General features: G+C 41.1%; 16 protein-coding genes. 7 read left to right on the top strand and 9 right to left on the bottom strand.

Annotation, left to right across the window (positions count from 1 at the left end; translation table 11 throughout):
- The first annotated feature begins 42 nt into the window (after window positions 1–42).
- The 6 genes from L6773_RS03165 (at window position 43) to L6773_RS03140 (ending at window position 9,954) form a co-directional block, all read left to right on the top strand.
- Window positions 43–3,126: an AsmA family protein gene (locus tag L6773_RS03165; RefSeq protein ID WP_237852402.1), complete on the top strand. Its 3,084-nt coding sequence runs from the start codon at window positions 43–45 to the stop codon at window positions 3,124–3,126.
- Window positions 3,127–3,667: 541 nt separating this feature from the next.
- Window positions 3,668–4,681 carry a ParM/StbA family protein gene (locus L6773_RS03160; protein ID WP_237852401.1) on the top strand — a complete coding sequence of 338 codons (1,014 nt, stop codon included), beginning with the start codon at window positions 3,668–3,670 and terminating at the stop codon, window positions 4,679–4,681.
- A gap of 380 nt (window positions 4,682–5,061) precedes the next feature.
- A complete protein-coding gene (locus L6773_RS03155) occupies window positions 5,062–7,206 on the top strand; it encodes a coiled-coil domain-containing protein (protein ID WP_237852400.1) in 2,145 nt (714 codons plus the stop codon).
- Window positions 7,207–7,312: 106 nt separating this feature from the next.
- Entirely contained in the window at window positions 7,313–8,308 is a 996-nt protein-coding gene (lgt, locus tag L6773_RS03150) for a prolipoprotein diacylglyceryl transferase (protein WP_237852399.1), read from the top strand.
- Window positions 8,309–8,315: 7 nt separating this feature from the next.
- A complete protein-coding gene (locus L6773_RS03145; protein WP_237852398.1) occupies window positions 8,316–9,113 on the top strand; it encodes a DUF5995 family protein in 798 nt (265 codons plus the stop codon).
- 70 nt (window positions 9,114–9,183) lie between these two features.
- Window positions 9,184–9,954: an outer membrane lipoprotein-sorting protein gene (locus tag L6773_RS03140; RefSeq protein WP_237852397.1), complete on the top strand. Its 771-nt coding sequence runs from the start codon at window positions 9,184–9,186 to the stop codon at window positions 9,952–9,954.
- Between the two features lie 277 nt (window positions 9,955–10,231).
- Here L6773_RS03140 and asd read toward each other — a convergent pair whose 3' ends face one another.
- Complete coding sequence (gene asd / locus L6773_RS03135; protein ID WP_237852396.1) at window positions 10,232–11,284, bottom strand: aspartate-semialdehyde dehydrogenase; 1,053 nt, start codon at window positions 11,282–11,284, stop codon at window positions 10,232–10,234.
- A 261-nt stretch (window positions 11,285–11,545) separates the two neighbouring features.
- Between asd and L6773_RS03130 the strand changes: the two genes are divergently transcribed.
- A complete protein-coding gene (locus L6773_RS03130) occupies window positions 11,546–13,015 on the top strand; it encodes a glycine--tRNA ligase (RefSeq protein ID WP_237852395.1) in 1,470 nt (489 codons plus the stop codon).
- A 374-nt stretch (window positions 13,016–13,389) separates the two neighbouring features.
- On the opposite strand, the gene L6773_RS03125 is transcribed toward L6773_RS03130, so the two are convergent.
- The 8 genes from L6773_RS03125 to L6773_RS03090 form a co-directional block, all read right to left on the bottom strand.
- Window positions 13,390–14,775, bottom strand: a complete 1,386-nt coding sequence (locus L6773_RS03125) for an alpha/beta hydrolase (RefSeq protein WP_237852394.1) — start codon at window positions 14,773–14,775, stop codon at window positions 13,390–13,392.
- 17 nt (window positions 14,776–14,792) lie between these two features.
- Entirely contained in the window at window positions 14,793–16,196 is a 1,404-nt protein-coding gene (locus L6773_RS03120; RefSeq protein WP_237852393.1) for an alpha/beta hydrolase, read from the bottom strand.
- A 184-nt stretch (window positions 16,197–16,380) separates the two neighbouring features.
- Window positions 16,381–16,968: a superoxide dismutase family protein gene (locus L6773_RS03115; RefSeq protein WP_237852392.1), complete on the bottom strand. Its 588-nt coding sequence runs from the start codon at window positions 16,966–16,968 to the stop codon at window positions 16,381–16,383.
- A 117-nt stretch (window positions 16,969–17,085) separates the two neighbouring features.
- On the bottom strand, window positions 17,086–17,826 hold the full coding sequence (locus L6773_RS03110) for a copper homeostasis protein CutC (protein ID WP_237852391.1): 741 nt from the start codon (window positions 17,824–17,826) through the stop codon (window positions 17,086–17,088).
- Window positions 17,819–18,118, bottom strand: coding sequence for a hypothetical protein (locus tag L6773_RS03105; RefSeq protein ID WP_237852390.1), 300 nt, complete (start codon window positions 18,116–18,118; stop codon window positions 17,819–17,821). The genes L6773_RS03110 and L6773_RS03105 overlap by 8 nt, the downstream gene beginning before the upstream one ends.
- Window positions 18,115–18,333 carry an addiction module protein gene (locus L6773_RS03100; RefSeq protein ID WP_237852389.1) on the bottom strand — a complete coding sequence of 73 codons (219 nt, stop codon included), beginning with the start codon at window positions 18,331–18,333 and terminating at the stop codon, window positions 18,115–18,117. The genes L6773_RS03105 and L6773_RS03100 overlap by 4 nt, the downstream gene beginning before the upstream one ends.
- Window positions 18,334–18,434: 101 nt before the next feature.
- Window positions 18,435–19,439 carry an isoaspartyl peptidase/L-asparaginase family protein gene (locus L6773_RS03095; protein WP_237852388.1) on the bottom strand — a complete coding sequence of 335 codons (1,005 nt, stop codon included), beginning with the start codon at window positions 19,437–19,439 and terminating at the stop codon, window positions 18,435–18,437.
- A 203-nt stretch (window positions 19,440–19,642) separates the two neighbouring features.
- Window positions 19,643–20,893 (bottom strand): Nramp family divalent metal transporter, encoded by a 1,251-nt coding sequence (locus tag L6773_RS03090; RefSeq protein ID WP_237852387.1) that lies wholly within the window; start codon window positions 20,891–20,893, stop codon window positions 19,643–19,645.
- Window positions 20,894–20,932: the final 39 nt, after the last annotated feature.

Raw genomic sequence — 20,932 nt, 5'->3', positions numbered from 1 at the left:
AACTCAGCTTTGTTTTAACAAGTAAATCAACCAATTACTTTCATGAAGACACTTTTAAAGATTATTGCCGGTATTCTCATCTTTCTGATTCTTACCGGGATCGGGCTCAACTTCTATTTCACAGATGAAAGGCTCAAGAATATGGTTCTGCCTAAGGTTCAGGAGGCCACCGGGAGTGAGGTGCAGGTTGAGAATATGTCTATCACTTTTTTCAGAACATTCCCAAGTTTCGGAGTTCAACTCGACAGTATCCGGGTACCTGATCAGGATGGGGAACCCGTCGCTACAGTTGATGAACTATTGCTTTCACTGGATTTATACAGCCTCTTTGGGGACCAAATATCCATCTCAAATTTAGATATTCGACGTCCTGTTGTTTACTACACGATCCGGCCTGATTCTACTACCAATGTCGATTTTCTTTTTGAAGCGTTTGAAAGCGACACTACTGCAACAACAGAGGAATCTGCCAGCATCTCCATTTCCGGTTTTGAACTTACAGATGGATCCATTCACTACATAGACCAAACCGCAAACTCAGAGGCTCATCTTGAAGATTTAGATGCAAGCATTGCACTAACTTTTTCTGATATCATCGAAAGCACAATTGATGCGGAATTAGCCTCTCTCTCCTACTCCATGGATGAAACCAGTTATGTTGAAAATCTGGCTCTCAGTATGGAACAGACTTCCACACTTGATATGGAAAATGAAGTATTGACATTTTCTGAGGGCACTTTTTCGATTCGCGGATTGGCTCTAAATCTCACCGGTTCTGTATCAAAATGGAGTAGTGAAGCACCGGAAGTGTCCCTCAACTTTAACTCAAATTCAGATAACTTCGGAGAGCTCCTCAGACTGGCTCCGCCTGAGTACGAGGAACAACTTACCGGTTTAGATACACGCGGTTCACTGGTATTAGAGGGAAGTATAAATGGAGTTTTCGAGGAAGAATCTTTGCCTAATTTTAATTTCACTGTAGAGGTTGCTGACGGATATCTCCAAGATCCTGAACTACCGGAAGCCATTCAGAATATCAATATATCGGCAATAGTAAATAATGAATTGGCAACTATCGAACAGTTCAGCGCCGAGGCTGGAGAAAATCACCTTGAGGGATCGGGTCGAATCGAACAACCGCTTGAAGACAATGGATCTTTCACACTGGACGCCACCGGAGATATCAACCTGGCAACAGTCAGCAGCTTTTATCCAATTGAGGATATGGGAATCGAAAGTCTTAGTGGACAATTGAATCTTGATGCCACTGCAAACGGACGCATGGATGATCTCGAAAATGCCCAGTTCTCAGGTGAGTTTATCCTGGCTGATGGAAACCTGAAATATGCTGATGTGCCCAACGCCATAGAAGCGATTAATGCTCAGATCAGAGCCGATCAAAATCGAATAGATATTGCCGAATCCGGTTTTACTGCGGAGACAAATGAATTCAAGCTTTCAGGCACCATTTTAAATCCACTGGATGAAGATCAACGAACGGTAGATGTTGTTTCAAACGTCAACTTCGACCTTGCAACCATCAGAAACTTCTACCCAATTGATGAGGATACACTTCAAATGCGTGGTACATTAATTGCAGAAGTGGCGCTGAAAGGTCAATTAGATCCCGACCAAATTGAGACAGTATTACAACGCGGAACCATCGATCTGACGAACGGGTATATCTCGCATAAATCTTTGACAAATCCTATCGAAGATTTCACATTTCGAGCTCGAGCCCAGGGACGGCAATTAACCATTTCTGAAGGGAGATTTACCAGCGGAGATAATGCTCTCGCAATGACCGGATCTGTAACAGATTATCTCAGCGATGAACCAAACATCAATCTTACGTTCGACGGGAATGCCGTTTTCAGCAGCATTACCTCCTATTACTCACTGGAACCGATGATCCAGGAATTAACCGGAAATGCAGTTTTAAATCTTAATGTACGCGGGCCGGTTGGAAATATGCAGAATATCGCCCTGGATGGTTCATTAGAAGTAGATAATGTCAGCGCGAGAGGTGATTCACTACCGCTTCCAATTACTCAACTTTCCGGCCGCATGAGCGTGAGTCCAAACCAAATGAGCCTCGAACAATTTTCGATGAACTTGGGTGAATCAGATATTCAGCTTGCAGGAACGCTTCAAAATTACATGAGTTTCCTGGATGCTGAATCGACTTCAAAACCCATTGTCAATGGAACCTACACAAGCAGTTATTTAAATATTGACGAAATGATCGACTGGGAAGAGGAAGCCGATGAAGAACCGATTCCCATTGAACTTCCTGAACTTAAAGCATCTGTTCAGGCAGGGATTGACCGCCTCCAAATTTTTGGACTCAACATTACAAATCTGACCGGTACCGGGCGAATGGAGGAAAATGTCATAGGTGTTTCCAATGCCACTGCTCAACTCTTTGAAGGAGAAGCGACGGGGGAAATGGAATGGACCATCACAGAACCACTCAATACCAGCATCTCATTTTCAGGAAATCTCGATAGCCTTCAGGCCAAATCATTCTTCAGAGATACAGGATTCCTCGGCCCAAAAAGCACCATTCATCAATATATTAACGGAACCTTCAGTGCCGATGTGGATTACACAGCGCAACTTCAGCCGAATCTCTCTCCCGATATCACAACTGCAGAAGCTAACGGAACTTTCGGGATGAGTAAAGTGAGGCTGGCTAATCACCCCATACAAGCCAAAATTGCTGAATTTCTGAAAACCCCGGAACTCTCATCACTTACGCTCGATCGCTGGAATGCAAATTTTACGATGGATGAATCAATCATGACGCTTGAAAATTTGAACCTGACCAGCGGAAATCTCGGGCTTGAACTGAATGGCAACCTAAACATGGTGAGCGATAACATAAATTATCAAGCCACCCTGCTATTACCTGAACGGTTCAAAAATGGAATTGCAACAATCATCTCAGGCAGAGCGGCGGATGCCCTTCAACTTGAAGATGGCAGAATAGCTGTCCCGATACAGATAACGGGAACAACGGCATCTCCGAAAGTTGGGCCGGATACATCTACTATAGATACAATTGTCAAGGAATACATTCGTGATAGTGCAAAGAATACACTTAAAAATTTATTAGAAAATTAAGTGCTTCTGCAAAAACCCCGCTATAGATAAGCATAAACACGTTCAGGAATATTACACTGCGAAAGTTTATTTGAAAGCAAAGTTACTTTCAACTTGAAACGTTGTGTACAAGCCACCTCTATTTAAGAAATGATTTAATGTGTTCATATGATTTAAGAGTACTCCATCGATTCTCAGTTTTTTCAATAAAATAGGAGGCCTTATTTCATAATAATGCAGTATTTGTTTATAATCTCATTCAACTACTTTTCTCGATAAGAAGTAATATTTGCTCTCTGATCTTGGAAGTTTGTTTAATAAGTTTACATAAATTGTGATCGTTTATTGCAACTATTGAGGTACTAATTTCCTTAGATCAAAACCACTCATTTTACATTATATATTTTCTGTAACTATGTATAAATTACTGCATAACTGTAAAAATCTTTTTTTATAGCTGTTACTATTATTTTATTGGGGATAACGACATTTTATAATTCTTATCAATATAGATACCAGGTTTTTCCGACCATTTTTAAATTCAAAATTTAACTAATCTCACATGAAAACTTTTATTATTCCAAGCGTTTTAGAAGGGTACAATTCCACACTAATAAACGTAACTACCGAAAAAATTAATGGAATAAAAATTCATCATGAAGGTGAAAATTATGTAATTGGAAATTTAGCTCTATTAGAAGGTAAATCACCACATAAAGGAATTAACAGTTCCCCGGATGACCTCGATTATAACCTATTATTAAAATCAGGCTTATTCATCGCATCAGATTATGTTGGTCAAAATCCTGTTTCCATTACTACTGGTTTTCCTCACGCAACATTTAATTTAAATAAAGAAGCAGCCTCCGAACTTATCAGCAACATCGATACTATTCAATACGACTCTATGCCTTTTGGCGGTAGTGGTATGTCTGAAGCAAGTGTAAACATTGAGAGAATAAGCATTATACCAGAGTTATTTGGATCCATTGTTGCTGCCCGCGAAGGTGAAATGCAAATCAGGGGCAGCATGTTTGTTGTGAGTATCGGGTATGGCACACTTGAATTTGGACTCTGTACAGAAAATGGATTTGTACAACGAACGTTAAACAGTGGAAGTGGCTTGCGTTACGCAATTGACTCCGCTATGAAAGAATTGTCGAACTCTCACTATTTGAGTTTAAGAACCGAACACCAATTCGATAACGCTCTGAAAAATGGGCATATCACCGTTAATAGACAACGCATCGACTTAACGGATCTAAGGAAAAAAGTACTGAACCAATATTATGCAAATGTCATTTCACCATTAATTAAAAATACATGGAATGATGATGATTTTAATAAGGCCAGTACAATGGTATTAGTTGGAGGTGGAGCAAGCTACCCTGAACTGGTTGATTGCTTCTATGATGAATTCAAGGGGTTTTTAAATATTGAAATTCCAGATGACCCTCTCACAATGGCAAGCAAAGGGTACTGTTTGCATTCGGCAAAGAAAAGTAATTCAACTGATACGAAAAGTATCGGATTGGATATTGGTAATGCTCATACTTGTGTTTCAATCAGTGAATAATATTAAGTTCTCTTTTTATGTCCTTGACATTAAATTTTTATGCAGGACTTTTATTTAGCTTTTAATTGAAATTAAAAATGAACGCATACTTTATTTAATACTTGTGTTTTTTAATCGATTCACATATTGTTAGTTTAAATTTTGATTCGAATAATTTGTGTTTCTTGAAGGGGAGCCAGGCATTTTTTTGGCTCAAAAATGAAGCACGAATATCCAAATTAGAAATAAGTATTTACAGCTGTATTGCTGATACGAATATTTTTGGTACAACAGACCACAATAGATGTTTTTTTAGTTAGCATCTTGATTTTTTTCTACTAGATTAATTTTTAAAAGACTAATTAATGATGAAATTGGGGAAATTCACCTCTTTACTAACCTTGTCATTTTTGCTCCTCTTTGGTCATTCTAATGCTCAAAATCAGGATGAAACACCCAATCGATTAAGCATAGGTGTATTTGGCACGCTTACGAAAGGCCATCTAAATGTGGGTTCTACATTTCAATCGGCTGTAAATGCTAATTTTGAATTTAAAGAGCAGTTCAATAATACAATAGGTTTTAATATTCGATACGTGGCAACCCCTGAAGTTGCCCTTCAAGCGAATATAGGATATGGTAAATTCACATTATTGAGTGAATTTGAAAACCAACAGAGTTTTTTATCGCTAGAAAATCAATATTGGACTTCATCCCTTTCTACACAACTTAGTTTGCTGCGATTATTCGGGGGGAATTCTCAAAATTTTAATATATACGGCAGTATTGGGACAGGGCTGATGTTCAACAACATTTCTGTTGAATCTGACGGAGCCAACAATAATATTCCAAATGCAACTTCAGCAGACCACCCCGGGCAAACATTCTTTACGTCTATCGGGGGTGGAATAAGATTTAATCTCGGTCCCCGAATTGATTCTTTTGCACAATATGAATTCAATGTTGCTAATCGAGACATTGTTGACGGAGATTATTTAGGTGAATTGTATGATCTGAGTGGTTCAGCCAAAACTTCTAACACTTGGAGTGTAATTTCGGTTGGCATTCAGTTTAAATTTGGATCAAGTGATGTAGACGCCGATTGGCCGACACCACTGCTTCCTTCAGATCAGCCCCCTTATGCTGGGGATGATGTATTTGAAGAGCTTGAAAATCGATTGCTTGCCCAACAAGAAGAACAACTGGCGCAGATTGAGAGCCTTACAAATCAGATAGAATCACTCGAAGAAGAGTTGGAATCTCAGCAACAATTAGAAAGTAGAACTGTAGAGATAAATTCTGACACATTAAATACACTTATTACCCGAATTGAAAGTCTTGAGAAAGAGATTGCAAATGAGAGAGAAAAGGCGGAACTAAATTTACAAAAACTGGATGAGTTAACAACTCAACTGGATTCTCTTCAAACCCAATTATCTGCTGAACAGGCAGCACGAAGAGAACAAGAGCAATTGTATGAAAATAATATTGCTGATCTTCAAGCCCGTATTGATTCTTTAGTAAATGAGTTAAACCGTGTTGAGGGTGGTGAACAAATTGGACAAGCCATAGATGAAGCAGCTGATGTCGAATCAGAAACAGATCCATCAGAAGAAGAAGATGATGCTTCTACCACACCTATTGAACGTAGAGATGATGAAGACACTGAACCTGAAACAGTCGGCAGAAAAGATGTTGATTCCTCTACCGAAATTGCAGATACACTTGCTACTGAAGAACAACAAACAACAGAATCACCTGAGGGGGCCGATGAAGATGCATCCGTAGATGATACACCCGATGCAACAGAAGAACCTGACATCGCATCCAAAGATCCTGATGATACCTCAGACGATACGATTACGGATTCAGATGCTATTGAGGAAGATGATAGTGTAATAGAGGAAGAGGAGAGCATCACTGAGCTTGAACCTGAATCTGAAGTTGATGAACCTACAGATTCTGAAACTGCTGAAGAAGCCGACACAGACGAAGAAGGCAGAAGCTTATCATGGTTAATCTATACCTTACTTGCATTAGTTGTTGCAGCAATTGTCTACTTCGTTAGTAAAATATTTTCCAGCAAGGATGACAATAATCAATCTGGAGGAAGTGGCAGTGATAATAATAAAGGAGGAGGATCACCTTCACCAACTTCTGACACACCTGATGGCGGCTCAACTGGTTCCAAATCTCCGGATGAGGTCAGCCCATCATATCCTGTTCCTGAACACTCACGAACGATCAAAAGAAAACAATCCGATTCAAAAGCCAGTACCAAGAAAAATACTGGACAAACCGACACCGGACCAAAATCTTCTGAGGCTATTCCTGAGCATTCAATTACTGTAGATCCGAAATCAAAAAAATCCAAATCAGACTCAAATAAATCTGACTTTAGTTCAAATCAAGAATCCCAAATGGAAGCCACAAAAGATTCTGAAAAGAATAGGTTCGCATCCCGTGGATATATTGAAATGACAATCAGCGAAATTTCGGACTATTTAAGCACACTCTATTCAAGAAAATCCGGCGAGCGAATATAGTTGAGTTTGTATAATGGAATTCCCGCGAAGCAGGAAATTATGTTTCTTGAGTTAAAACTTACTGCATTTCATATTTGTTGCACTTTGAATTTTACGAACTGTTTCCATGAATAACTCTGATCATTTTACATGGGAACTGGATCCGGTGATCTTTACAATTCCCGAATTTAATCTCCCTTTCCCGTTATCGATATACGGTATTATTCTGGGTTTCATCTTGATCTATTTTGGTTTTCAACAGATCAAACCCAAATCAAGCAAAGAAGAACCAGAAGGCTGGAAAGTTTGGGGAATCATCCTCGGGTCTCTTGTTCTAAGTCAACTTCCTTTTCTTATTATTTCTTCACCCACAATTAGTTCCATTGGCCCTATCCAACCCCGGTGGTATGGATTGATGTGGGTTGCTGCATTTGTATCAGGGTATATGATAGGCCTTAAAATGTTCAGGGACGCCGGCAGAACCGTTGAAGAGCTCGATCGGCTCTTAATGTATGTGCTTGTAGGTACCATTATTGGAGCACGGCTGGGGCATGTGTTCTTCTACGAAGCAGACTTCTACCTACGGAACGTTCACCTGATTCCACAGGTATGGACAGGGGGTCTAGCCAGTCATGGAGCAGCGATTGGAATTATCATTGCAATGTATCTCTTTGCAAATAAAACTCATGGGTTAAATTTTCTTTGGGTTGCTGATCGAGTTGTTCCCGGAGTAGCCATTGGGGGTATGTTTATTCGTATCGGAAATTTTTTCAATTCAGAAATTATTGGAGTTCCCACCGAAGTACCATGGGCAGTTGTCTTTACAAAAGTGGATATGCTTCCCCGACATCCCTCTATGCTTTATGAGGCCATTCTTTGCTTGTTTGTGTTAATCTTATTGGTTTGGATTTACAAGAAATACGATAGTAAACCACCGGAAGGATCCCTGTTTGCAACCTTTCTGATTGCACTTTTCGGGGGTCGTTTTTTCCTTGAATTTACTAAGCAAACACTGGCTGATTTTCTTGAAGGTGCATTTCTTGATATGGGACAACTTTTAAGTATTCCACTTGTTCTGATTGGTATATGGATTCTCTGGAAGAAGGTGAATTGGAAAAAATAGAAACGGAGTGAGTCAAACGGAATTGATATCAAACCTTCAGAAGCAATATCAATCCGTTTCGGAGGTGATAGAAAATTTTAAATGGCTCGAAAACTATTTTCTGAATCACAATGACCTCAGGGGAGTTTTTGTCACAGCCTATCTTCACATCACGCAATCTATTGGGGCGGCCATTGAAGAAAAGACTTTTCAAAATAACTCTTGGAGCCAACAATACCTGATCTGTTTTGCCAATCTCTATCGAGAAGCTATTCTAAACTACGAACAAGGCAATTTAAGTGAGGTACCCAAATCCTGGGAAATTGCGTTTAACCTGGCAAAGAATGGTGATGGGTATATTATTCAACACCTGTTACTTGGAGTAAACGCTCATATTAATCACGATCTAGCACTGGCCTTACACCAGGTCTCTATCGATCCAAACCGCGAGGAAAAGTACCAGGATCACACCGACATCAATCTTATCCTTGAAAAAGCTACAGACGGATTAAAACGAAGTGTTGCTGAAAAATATGCCCCGATCTTAAAGCGGCTGGATCGTGGGTTGGGTACTATTGATGACGAGATCACCGCATTCAGCATTCCCAAGGCCAGGGAACATTCGTGGTCGATGTCAATTGCATTAACCTCGGCTCAAACCAATTTGGAAAGAGCAATTCTTCAAAGATCCTTAGACGATCAAGCCGCTGTTTTAGCACGACTTATTTTAGCATCCCCCATCCAACATCCAAAAGTTAAAGAGACGGTCTCCTTCCTAAAATGGATCGATCAAAAAGTAAATTGGTTTGTGAATCTGTTCAGGTAAGATTCATTTATTGTTATTAAATCACGAACGGTTAGCAGTTCTCCAATGTTATTTTGCAAAACCGATAATTATGATACGATACATACTTACTTTTTTGATCACTCTACTTGCGGCCACAACTCTCCTGGCTCAAGAACGCATCACAGACGAGGATGAAGCAAGGGCCGTATTCGATGAAGTAGAAGAGCGACGCGGCTCTATTGACACCGAATTTTCTGTTTTGGAAATGATCATCACCGATTCCCGGGGCCGAACCCGAACCAGAGTGATGCAATCCTGGACCCGAAACAGTGATGAAAATACAGACAACCTGATTATTTTTTCTGAACCGGCTACTGTACGCGGTACCGGATTTTTATCCGTCAATGAAGATGGAGATGAAACTCAGCGACTCTATCTCCCCTCGCTTGGACGAATTCAGGTAATCAGTGCAGCCGAACAGGGCGACCAATTTATGGGCAGCGATTTTACATATGAAGACCTCGGTGATCAAGATCCCGATGATTATGAGTTTCAGTGGCTGGAAACCGGTGAGACTCATCACACTGTTCGGGCTACTAAACCCGATTCCGATCAATATGCATTTGTTGAATTCGAAATTCAAAAAGATAACTACGCTCTTGAAACAGTGCGATATTTCAACAGTTCAGAAGAGATGATAAAACGCCTGGAAGCAGAAAATTTCGAACAGATTACGGATGTGCTGTGGAGTCCGCAGAAAATGACAATGTACGATTTAAGAGAAGATCGAAAGACTGAACTAACCTGGCAGGAACGAGAAATTAATGCTGATATTCCGGATTGGCGGTTTACCGTACGGGGTTTAAGACGAGGAATTTAAGTTCAGTCTTGAGCCATAAGAGGTGAGATTTGAGACAATTTCTCGGCTGACGATTGTCTCTTTAGCCTGCCGAATCTCTCGATCTTCATCCATTAAATTCGGCAGCTTAAATGAACCCTGCAGGCAAAGGTTGATTATCATTTAAACAAGCATAATATATCGCGGGCATCTTGTTCGTGCTCGTACATGAAGGCACAAACGAAACGCTTGCACCTTATTCGGAGATCATAAAAAATTTCAAAACGCTTTTAGGACCATTGAATGCTTAAAAGTTTTCTTACTTGTAGATATAGTTTTTCTTCACAAGCAGTTCAGCATTCAAAATCGCTCCGCCGGCAGCCCCACGAATCGTGTTGTGGGCCATCGCAACGTATGAAATGCTCAACACATTTGATTTCCGAACACGTCCGATAGCTGTCTGCATACCACTTTCGCTGTCCGCGTGAAGTCGTGGCTGCGGATAGTAATCGTTGTCATACAGATGCAACGGATAATTCGGCGCTGTCGGAAGCCTGAAATTAGCAATTGGGCTCTTCCATTCTTTTAATGCTTTTTTTACCTCTTGTTCATCGGCATCTTTTTCTAATTCAGCAGTAACAGACAGTAAATGTCCGTTCAGAACAGGCACACGTGTTGCCGTAGCCTGAACCGGGAAACTAGCGTGTTCAATCGCTCCCTCCTTAAACTTTCCAAGCAGCTTCAAGGGCTCCTCAACAATTTTTGATTCTTCTCCGCCAATAAACGGAACCACGTTGCCAAGAATATCAAGGCTAGGAACACCGGGATAGCCTGCGCCGGAAATTGCCTGCATGGATGTAACAATAACACTTTTGAGTCCGAAGTTATCATATAACGGACGAAGGCTCATGGCTAGCGGCACTGCTACACAATTGGGATTCGTAACGATCCATCCACTACCGTCTTCGGTAAAGGTCTGGGTTTTTATCAAATCGATGTGATCGGGATTAACTTCCGGTATCAGCAGAGGAACACTTGGGTCCGTTCTGTAATTTTTTGCATTACTGATCACCGGAATTCCAGCTTCTGCAAAATCTCTCTCAACTTCTGAGGCTACAGACGAGTCAAGCCCGGAAAAAACAAAATCAACATCATCAAAATCTGATGAAACACAGTTTCGAACTTCCAGATCCGCAATCTTTTTAGGCATAGGTGTGCTCTCAATCCAGTTGGCAGCTTCCTTGTAAGGTTTTCCTGCCGACCGTTCTGAGGCCCCAAGTGCCTGAATTTTAAACCAATCGTGATTCTCCAAAAGTCGAATAAATTTCTGGCCAACGGCTCCGGTTGCTCCTAGAATTCCTGCTTTATACATGTTAATCTGTAATAATTGTGTTTTTTAAGGGCTGATTAAACCCTTTTGTTTTTGTTAAATTCCGAAAGAGCATAAAAATAGTAAATGATTCGGACAAACGATTCATCAAAGGAAAGAAAATTACTATCTTTTGCCACTTCTAATCAGGTTTTCGTTAGTCATCGAACGAGTGTTATTCGCTGAATCAGAAAAAGCAGCGATGAGACTCATCAGAGGACTACAACATTTAGAACAATTTTAATTAACATTTATTCTCAACAGATGTCAGTCACTCATTTAGACAACCTCGATAAAATCGTATCTCTCTCCAAGGCACGGGGATTCATATTTCAATCTTCAGATATTTATGGCGGACTCGGTGCCGTATATGATTATGGCCCGCTTGGTGCAGAGTTGAAACGAAATATCCAGCAGGAGTGGTGGAAATCCATGACCCAGCTACATGACAATATTGTTGGTTTGGACGCCGCCATTTTCATGCATCCGAGAACCTGGGAGGCCAGCGGACATGTTGAGGGATTTAACGACCCGATGATTGACGATAAGCAGTCTAACAAACGATATCGTGCGGATATGCTTATTGAACAACATATCCTCAAATTGAGAGAGAAGGGCAAAAAAGATAAGGCCGATGAAATCCAGCACCTGTTGGATACCACCGGCACCCGGAAAGGAATCTGTGAGGATCTGTATGAGATTATAATGGATGAGGAGATTCGAGCCCCGGAATCCGGTGCATTCGACTGGACCGAAGTTCGCCAATTTAACCTGATGTTCAAGACTCATTACGGGGCCACTTCGAGCGGAGAAGACGATGCGATCTACCTTCGGCCCGAAACTGCCCAGGGAATTTTTGTGAACTATAAAAATGTGATGGATACCGCACGAGTACAGGTTCCATTTGGAATTGCACAGATCGGGAAAGCATTCAGAAATGAAGTAGTAGCCCGGCAGTTCGTATTTCGGATGAGAGAGTTTGAACAGATGGAGATGCAATATTTTGTTGAACCGGGTACCGATCAAGATGAGTATGAGAAATGGCTTGAAGCCCGACTCAACTGGCATAAAAAAATGGGGGTGCGTGAAAGTAATCTGCGAACATCTCCTCACCCGCCGGATAAATTAGCACACTATGCACGTGCTGCGGCAGACATCCAGTATAAATACCCAATTGGGTGGCAGGAGGTAGAAGGTATCCATAACCGGACCGATTTCGACCTCTCCCGGCACCAGGAATACTCCGGTAAGAAGATGGAATATTACGATCAACAGAAACAGGAACGTTACATTCCTTATGTGATTGAAACCTCGGTTGGACTTGACCGAACAACGCTTATGATTCTCTGCGATGCCTACCGGGAAGAAGAGGTGGACGGTGACACTCGAACGGTTCTGAAAATGAATCCTAAATTGGCACCCACCAAAATTGGAATCTTTCCACTCATCAAAAAAGACAAACTGCAAAATCTCGCCAAAAAGATCGAAGCAGATCTGCGCGACGAATTCAACGTTCTGTATGATGAGTCCGGTTCAATTGGAAAAAGATATCGCAGGCAGGATGAAGCGGGAACTCCTTTCTGTGTAACCGTTGATTTTGATGGTGTGGAATCGGATGGCGAGGATACAGTGACGATCCGTTACCGCGATGATATGACCCAGGACCGAATTCCTGCAGCCAAAGTCGGGGATTTCGTAAGGGATAAAATGAAAAATTGGTCGCCTGAAGATTAAGCTCTTTTAGCATTTGAGCTTTCTTGAAGCGTTTAACTTATGGATTCATCGGGTGAGTATACAAAAATATGTCTCTGAACTGACTCGATCCCTCATCCGATGAATTATTTTTAAATCATTATCAATACCTGTACAGTTGGCGTACTCCCGAAATCGAGATTTGTTTTATCATACCTGAGATTGTAGCTCAAAGTGAAAGAAGTTTTCCCTAACGATTAATATTTAGTTACACCCTTATATCGCAATCACCCCGCTCGTGCTCGCGGGGCAAAAAAATAAGCAAGACGCTTGATCTATTTTATCTAAGGATTTTTTCAAACAAAATGAGACTTTTGCTCTTTCTTACTTTGCTTAAAAAAGCTGACAAGGACTAATCAATGAGTCAAAATCCAATCAGAAATAGTTGATAAAAATCCATCAATAAATTCCTTATCAAGAGTGGAATATTCCGTTACTGCACCTGTTTCTGCTTCTTGAAACAGGTGATTTGCATTCTCAAGCACACGAATCTCAAATTCTGTACCCGCCTCATTCAGCGCATCCCGAGCTGCCAGTGCATTTAGCTCATCTGAAACCTGGCTATCTTTTCCACCATACAGCACAAGTACCGGAACACTCAATTCTGAAAGGTCTCCGGCCGGATTATGAAAAAGAAAAGATTCCATTTGAGTTGTGCCATAATAAGATATCAGCTGATTGGTCTGCCTTTCGATAAAACTCTCCCAGTCTTCAGGAACAGCTTGTAACTGCTCTTCTGAAAGTGAATTCAAGACTTCCCTGTAAGCATGCTCATAAAGTTCTACAGCAGTATTAACCCCATCATTGCTTGATATTGCTTTCATTAAATCTTCGCGTGCATCAATTTCATTTTGGATAGCTTCTTCAGGTAAATTTATCTCCTCGTAGGCTTGGCGAACCTGGTATCGTAAAATTCTCATCATACTTACTGCGGGTGATGCTATCAGAATTAACTTATCAACGTCTGGATTTGATCGAGCTACCTCGCCTGCCACAATTCCTCCCTGGCTATGCCCCAAAAGAATGATCTCTCCAAGTTGAGTATCAACCGAATCCTGTAAAAACTGAATAATGCTGTTTACATCCGAAGCGAGAGTGGATAGACCGGCTTCCATAAAATTGCCGGTTGATTGGCCAACCTGTCGGTCATCAAACCGAAAACTTGCGATATCCTGATTTTTTAAATGCTCGGCGATATCGGCAAAAGGTCTGAATCCAACGATTTCCGAATCTCGGTTTTGAGCACCACTCCCGGACAATAAAATAACCACCGATGGTTGATTCACACCATCCGGAACAACAAGAGTTCCTGCAATTTTCACCTCTTCATTGGTAATGATAAATTCTTCACCTGCTCCGGGATCAACAACATTTACAGAGGACGGATCCTGCCGAACTAGCCGAAAAGGAAAAGATGAACCGGATTGTATATATGTACCTTCAATATTGTTTTCATTTACGAGTTGTCCCTTAAATTCTCCCATTCCTGTTCCGGTATTAAATGCCGTAGACATTGAATCGCCACGCATGATAATATAAATCAGGGGCAGGTCAGCAGCTCCCTGGGCGGGTATATCCAAGGTCCCGGAATAGTTACCGGCTTCTCCCTCGATATTAAAAATGATGCCAAGATCTTGTCCTTGTATAGAAATTGCCCCCTCCCATGTTCCGTTCAGTGATGGTTGAGCAGATACAAAAGCTGAGATTGACAAAAAGAGTAAAAGAAGTGCCGGTCTTCTCATTTACCTGAATTAGTGATTTAGTTTGGCGCCCGAAATTGAATAGAATCTATAAATTGATCGATGCGGGATATAAACCCATCCGCGAACTCTTTATCAAGCATACTGTATTCGGTCGGCATGCCGGTATTTGCGTCCTGGAATAGATGATTAGCTTCATCCACCAATGCGGTTTCCAGATACAGGTCACCGGATGAGGCGAGAGAATCCGCTATTGTTAAATTTGACTGAGGCAGGACCTGGCTGTCTTTCGCTCCAAAAAGAGCCAATATAGGAGCTTCTGTTTGCTTGAAAACACTTACCGGATCTGTCTCTATCCAGGATTTAAACCAACGGCTCTTTGCTGTTTCCAACTGACGGTCGATTTGGCTTTGAATGAATGCATTCATTTCTCCCAAAGCATTTTGATGTTCAAGTGGAAGTTCCTCAATTTGACTGCGCAGCCGCATCTCAAGTTGTTCTTCAATTGGCATCCAGTCGCCATCTTCCCGAACTACTTTATAGATCTTTTCCTGGAATGCCAGGTTTTGATCTACGATCTCTTTAGATACGTCTTGTACACTGGAAATTTTTCGTATCTGTTGCTCAATGTTCTCTTCACCGGATACAAAAGGTGTTGCTGCAAGTATTACTCCGTCGGTTTCAATTTCTGCAGCCGCCATCGCTGATACGATTCCCCCCTGGTTATATCCAAGTAATACGATACCCGAAATACTTTCCGAGTATTCTGTTCTTAAATGTTGAATGATGTCAACCAGATCTGCTGATAGTTCCTGTAGAGTAACATCCGGATTCCCCGTTGATTCTCCAATTCCGGGATCATCATAGCGAAAAGATGAGTATCCCTGTTCATAGAGTCTTGAAGACAATTTCCTGAAAGTTTGAAAACCTCCAATCTCCTGGTTACGATCTTCTCCACCCGAACCTGATACGAGTAATACAAGGGGTGAACGTTCATTCCTTAATATCAGGCTTCCACCAATGTTGGCATTTCCTGTAGAAATGGTGATATCTGATTCGGGAATATCGGCATAGAAACCACCTGGATCGGAGGTTTTATTGAGTATAAAGGGAAAAACATTTCCGGATTCTTCAAAATCACCTGAAATCTTATCGCCATTTGTGTTCACACTCCCATAAAAAACTGCAGGACCCCGTCCTGTTTCATATTGGAATACAAGCTGGTTGTTATTTGTATCAATCACCTCAACGGGAATAGTAAAAGTACCCCGGTTTGGAATGTCGATCGTACCATCAAGTATTTGATCACTGTAAGAAAAGGTTATCTGAATCCCCATCTCCCGATTATCAATTTCGATATAACCGGACCAGTTTCCTTCCATATCAGAAATGTCCTGACCCTGGAGTGGGACAGGTATCAATATTAGTAGCAGGGAGAGTGTTTTTAAAAAAGCTTGGTACATAGAAAAGAACTGAGCAGTATTGAATGAACAACTAAAAATATCATTTCATCATACCATTATCCAAACCATTACACAATTTATTTGTGCAGTAAACCAATTCCTTTGGATATAAAAAAACCCGGATTTAAATTCCGGGTTTTAAAAATTTAAAAGAGAGTATTGCAATTAATTCGATCCATGATATCTACTCAACGACTACATCAGGATTTGCAACACCAATTACGCCACATGCCAATCTTGAGCCGGCAGCGCCCGTCGGCTGTGTTTCAAAATCATCAGTACCTGCATGCACAATAACACCCCGGCCGAGCACAGAATTCGGGCCATTCAACTCTACATGTGTATCAAGAAAGTCCACTTCAGCGGTACCTTGTGCATTTGTCGGCAGATTTCCAAGATCTCCTACGTGTCGAATATCATCAGTGGGTGCACCGTGTTCGACATCTTCGGGATTAAAATGTCCACCCGCAGATGTACCATCGGGAGCTCTGCAATCACCAAATTGGTGAATATGAAATCCGTGTCTTGCTTCAGCATCTAAACCGGAAACCGTTGCCTCTATTCGAACGCCTTCATCTGTTTGGGTGAGTGTTACAACACCGGCTGTTTGACTCCCATCCGTAGGGCTCAATACTGCTGTTGCTTTTGTAATTTCGGGTGCCGATTCAACGGTTTCTTCCATTCCCGCTTCTGATTCTGCATCAGACATATCGGCCTGGCTGCATGATGCCAGGAGAAAAATGGTTAATAAGCTTACTGAAATATATCTCATCGTATTTATTTGTGTTTTGGTTTTTAGTTTCAAATTAATAAACAGGCATAGCCTTATTTTCATTCAACAAGTTGGCGCTCAATTATTAATATCTTTTCGACCAAATCAAAATTAGTTTCAGAAAATACGTTTAAAATTTCGGACTTTTTTCTCATCCACAGATAAAAATTCGTCGGGTTCGAGTCCATCAATAGTAAATTGCAGATCATCGTGAATATAACGCACCCGGGCTTTCTCAACTTTTTTGCAACTTGCATGGACCTCTTTTAAATACCCGGTTTTTCGCAATAATGGAATGAATTCGGGCTTCGTGCCTCCACCCGGCATGATGATGATTCGGTCTCCTGCCTTTTCCATCAGCTCTTTTATTGTTGAAAGTCCGGTTTCTACATTCTTCTTTCCACCGGAGGTTAGAATTCTCTGGAACCCACAATCAATACTCTCTTCAAGAGCCCGATTCAAGTTTGATGAAACGTCAAACGCCCTGTGAAATGTACATGGTTTTCCATCAGCTTGTTCAATTAGTTGTTTACAAGCCGTTTGATTCACAGATCCATCTTCATTTAAAACCCCAAATACAAATCCATCGGCTCCTAATGAGTCAAATATCTTAATCTCCTCTTTCATTACCACTACTTCTTCACTCGAGGATACAAAATCACCCGCCCGTGGACGAATCATCACAAAAATAGGAATCTCTATATTTGATTTGAGAAAAGATAAAAGGCCGGGTCCGGGAGTAAGTCCGCCATCAGAAAAGGAGGAGCAGAGCTCAAGACGATCAACACCATATTTTGCCGCTTTTAATGCTGAATCGACATCAAATACCGGGGATTCGAGAATTAATTTGTCAGGCATTCTTCAAGTGCTTTTCAATCCAGTAAGAACTTCGCCTGTAATCAATGATGGCTCTAACTTTCACGATATCCTCATCAATCGAGTAGTAAATAGCATATGGAAATTTTTTTGATAAGGCTCTTTGAAGATCTTTATAAACTTTTTGATGAATTCCCCCAAAAACTTTCAGTGATTCAATATCTGCATAAAGATTGACAAGAAAATAATCTCCTAAGCCTTGTTGCTGTTCTTCGTAGAAATGAAATCCTTCGATCAAATCATTCTTTGCAGCATCCAGAATCTGGAGTTTCATTGAACTGCTTTATTGATCTGTTTTTTTGCTTTCTCCCAATCGACAAATTTGGCTTCTCCGACCTGAATCTTCTTCTCTCTCTCGTCTAAAATTGCTTTATGACTTTCAGGAATCTCCATTGACCCTACCTTTTCTGATAGATCATTCCACAGAGCTTCCATTAATAGAAGTTTCTCTTCAACAGATAAATTTTTTACTTCACTTGGTTTTATCATGATTTGGTGACTTAATTCTCTTCATTAACCTTTAGAAAGATAAAATCTTGCAAAAATAAATTTATAATAGTTCAAAAATTAATAATAACTAAACTCTATTCCTATTCAACCATAGTTTCGTACCGACAATCAGAATTCTCAATACTATTTCCTTCCTGGTGATGAATCGCATAGGTAAAACCCGATTGAACTGCATAGGCCCCGTGATCCCCATTTTTGTCGATCGCTAAAAATCCAACCTGGAGCTCACTATCTGTTTCGAAAGGGGTTTTCTGCAGTAAACGATCAATTGCTTCTTCACACGCTTCCTGGGGAGTTCGACCCTGGCGCATTAACTCAACGATCAGAAAACTTCCGCAGACTTTAATGATTGTTTCACCCATTCCTGTTGCCGTGGCAGCGCCGACTTCATTATCAACATACAGCCCGGCACCAATAATAGGACTGTCGCCAACCCGCCCGTGCATCTTAAATTTAAGGCCGCTTGTTGTGCATGATCCGGCTAAATTTCCATCGCCATCAATTCCAACCATCCCGATCGTATCGTGATTTTCGGAATTGGCTGCGGGATTATATTCAGACGTCTCCTTCCATTCTTCGTATTCTCTTACTACATCGTCAGGCAGCTCAACATCTTCTAAAGGCATTCCCTGTGATACGGCAAACTGCTGAGCTCCATCTCCGGCAAGCATCACATGGGGCGTTTCTTCCATCACTTTTCGAGCCAGTGTGATCGGGTGTTTTATGCGTTCTACAAAACAAACGGATCCGCAGTTGCCGTCGCTGTTCATAATGGAAGCATCCAGTGTCACGTGACCATCCCGGTCCGGAAAGCCTGTGAGACCTACTGACCGACTTCTGATATCTGCCTCAGTCACTTTCACGCCTTCTTCCACCGCATCAAGAATAGAACCTGAATTTTGCAGAATCTCCCACGCTTTTTCATTTGCAGCCTGACCGTGATTCCATGTTGAAAGAAAAAGTGGTTTTTGGGCAAAGTTTTTCTTTCTGGATGACAAAAAATTAGCCTCGCTTTTAACCGCTCCGGGTATCATTAATGTTGATGATAGAATTGCATTTTTTAAAAACTTTCTTCTGGAAGTCATTCTAAACTAAGCTCTTACGTTATTTGATTTCATATAAAATATACGAATTCAGGCCAGATGCCATGTTATCATCTCATGAAACCGGTTCCAAATTACAGATTGATCTTTTAACATACATTCAAGATGTAGAAAATCATTCCATCATGTGGGTTTTTTTGAAAACGAAAGCCTAAACGATGCAGCTAATTATTGAAACGATAATCTTACAGAAATCCAAGAATGGCAAAATAAGTCGTTATGAGTGAAAATAGAATCACAGCTATTAATCCAGTATTTCTAAATTTAGAAGGCAGATGCTCTTTGCCGATCAAACTTGATTTATTCAGAAGATAAAAAGCTGGGATGGCAACCGCAGGCAGAATTGTAGCTTGGAACGCCTGTGAGATGACCATCAAGACAGGTGGCGTTTGTTCGAGAAATACAGATCCGAATGCAAAAACTAAACCTGCAATAATCAACGTCCTAAACATAGGGGATTGGATATCTCTCTCCCACCCCATGTAATCAGCTACCAACCAGGGAGCGATTAAAACAATCGGAAAAATGGTGGAAAGTCCGGCTCCGGCAATTCCAATAATTAAAAGAAAGGCAGCAAAATCCCCACCAATCGGTTCCAAAAGGCGAATCATTTCCAGGGTCGTTTCCATCGTTAACCCCATTACATGCAGCGTACCGGCTCCAACTGCCATCACCACCGCACTTAATAAAACCATAACCGAGGCGGAAACAAGAGCGTCTTTTTTTTCATGTTTCAAGTGCTGAATTCCCCAACCTTTTTCTGCAACAACTGTACTACGAATTATGAATACTGCAGCTGAACAAGTTGTGCCGGCCATTGCAGCAACCAATCGATTTGCTCCCTGCGTATCCGGAATTCCCGGAACCATTCCCTCAGCAATTGCAGAAAAAGACGGGACAACCATAAAGAGCACAGCTACAAAACAAAAAACCATCAATATGACAAAGACAGTCAGGATTTTTTCGAACAGTTTGTATTGTCCTTTCCAGAGGAGTATAAATATCAAAACACTGATAACGAGAATAATCCAAAACGTATCAACAAAAAGGTTTTGGCCGGTTGAAACAAGCCGTATCCCCTCCTGGACTAATTCCGACACAATTCCCATAATTCCCATCAATGCCAGTAATTCACCCATGATTAAAGCGATCATGATATAGATAGCAAGAATTTTTCCAATCCCTGGAATTTCATTCTTAAAATTATGGAGAGCTGTTTGCCCCGTAACCAATGTAAGATGACCAAATGCTACCATCAGGATGTATGTAAACAAACCTGAAAGTATTAATGCCCAAAGTAAGGTCATGCCATATTGAGCGCCGGCCATCCCCATCGTTGTAATACTTCCTGTACCAATATTGTAACCAATCAGGAACAGCCCCGGTCCAACGGCGCTTACGGCAATAAGAATTTTTTTTATGACATTGTCAGACATGGCAACAGATTAAGCAGGTTAGATGTAATTTTTGGGTAA

It is taken from the genome of Rhodohalobacter sulfatireducens, from assembly GCF_022012475.1.
Taxonomy (GTDB): domain Bacteria; phylum Bacteroidota; class Rhodothermia; order Balneolales; family Balneolaceae; genus Rhodohalobacter; species Rhodohalobacter sulfatireducens.
This window is presented reverse-complemented; position numbering and strand designations above follow the sequence as displayed.

What these genes read in the sequence shown, in the direction of transcription:
- L6773_RS03165 (WP_237852402.1), top strand. Translation starts at nt 43, where the DNA reads ATGAAGACACTTTTAAAGATTATTGCCGGTATTCTCATCTTTCTGATT.
- L6773_RS03160 (WP_237852401.1), top strand. Translation starts at nt 3,668, where the DNA reads ATGAAAACTTTTATTATTCCAAGCGTTTTAGAAGGGTACAATTCCACA.
- lgt (WP_237852399.1), top strand. Translation starts at nt 7,313, where the DNA reads ATGAATAACTCTGATCATTTTACATGGGAACTGGATCCGGTGATCTTT.
- L6773_RS03140 (WP_237852397.1), top strand. Translation starts at nt 9,184, where the DNA reads ATGATACGATACATACTTACTTTTTTGATCACTCTACTTGCGGCCACA.
- asd (WP_237852396.1), bottom strand. Translation starts at nt 11,284, where the DNA reads ATGTATAAAGCAGGAATTCTAGGAGCAACCGGAGCCGTTGGCCAGAAA.
- L6773_RS03130 (WP_237852395.1), top strand. Translation starts at nt 11,546, where the DNA reads ATGTCAGTCACTCATTTAGACAACCTCGATAAAATCGTATCTCTCTCC.
- L6773_RS03125 (WP_237852394.1), bottom strand. Translation starts at nt 14,775, where the DNA reads ATGAGAAGACCGGCACTTCTTTTACTCTTTTTGTCAATCTCAGCTTTT.
- L6773_RS03120 (WP_237852393.1), bottom strand. Translation starts at nt 16,196, where the DNA reads ATGTACCAAGCTTTTTTAAAAACACTCTCCCTGCTACTAATATTGATA.
- L6773_RS03115 (WP_237852392.1), bottom strand. Translation starts at nt 16,968, where the DNA reads ATGAGATATATTTCAGTAAGCTTATTAACCATTTTTCTCCTGGCATCA.
- L6773_RS03110 (WP_237852391.1), bottom strand. Translation starts at nt 17,826, where the DNA reads ATGCCTGACAAATTAATTCTCGAATCCCCGGTATTTGATGTCGATTCA.
- L6773_RS03105 (WP_237852390.1), bottom strand. Translation starts at nt 18,118, where the DNA reads ATGAAACTCCAGATTCTGGATGCTGCAAAGAATGATTTGATCGAAGGA.
- L6773_RS03100 (WP_237852389.1), bottom strand. Translation starts at nt 18,333, where the DNA reads ATGATAAAACCAAGTGAAGTAAAAAATTTATCTGTTGAAGAGAAACTT.
- L6773_RS03095 (WP_237852388.1), bottom strand. Translation starts at nt 19,439, where the DNA reads ATGACTTCCAGAAGAAAGTTTTTAAAAAATGCAATTCTATCATCAACA.
- L6773_RS03090 (WP_237852387.1), bottom strand. Translation starts at nt 20,893, where the DNA reads ATGTCTGACAATGTCATAAAAAAAATTCTTATTGCCGTAAGCGCCGTT.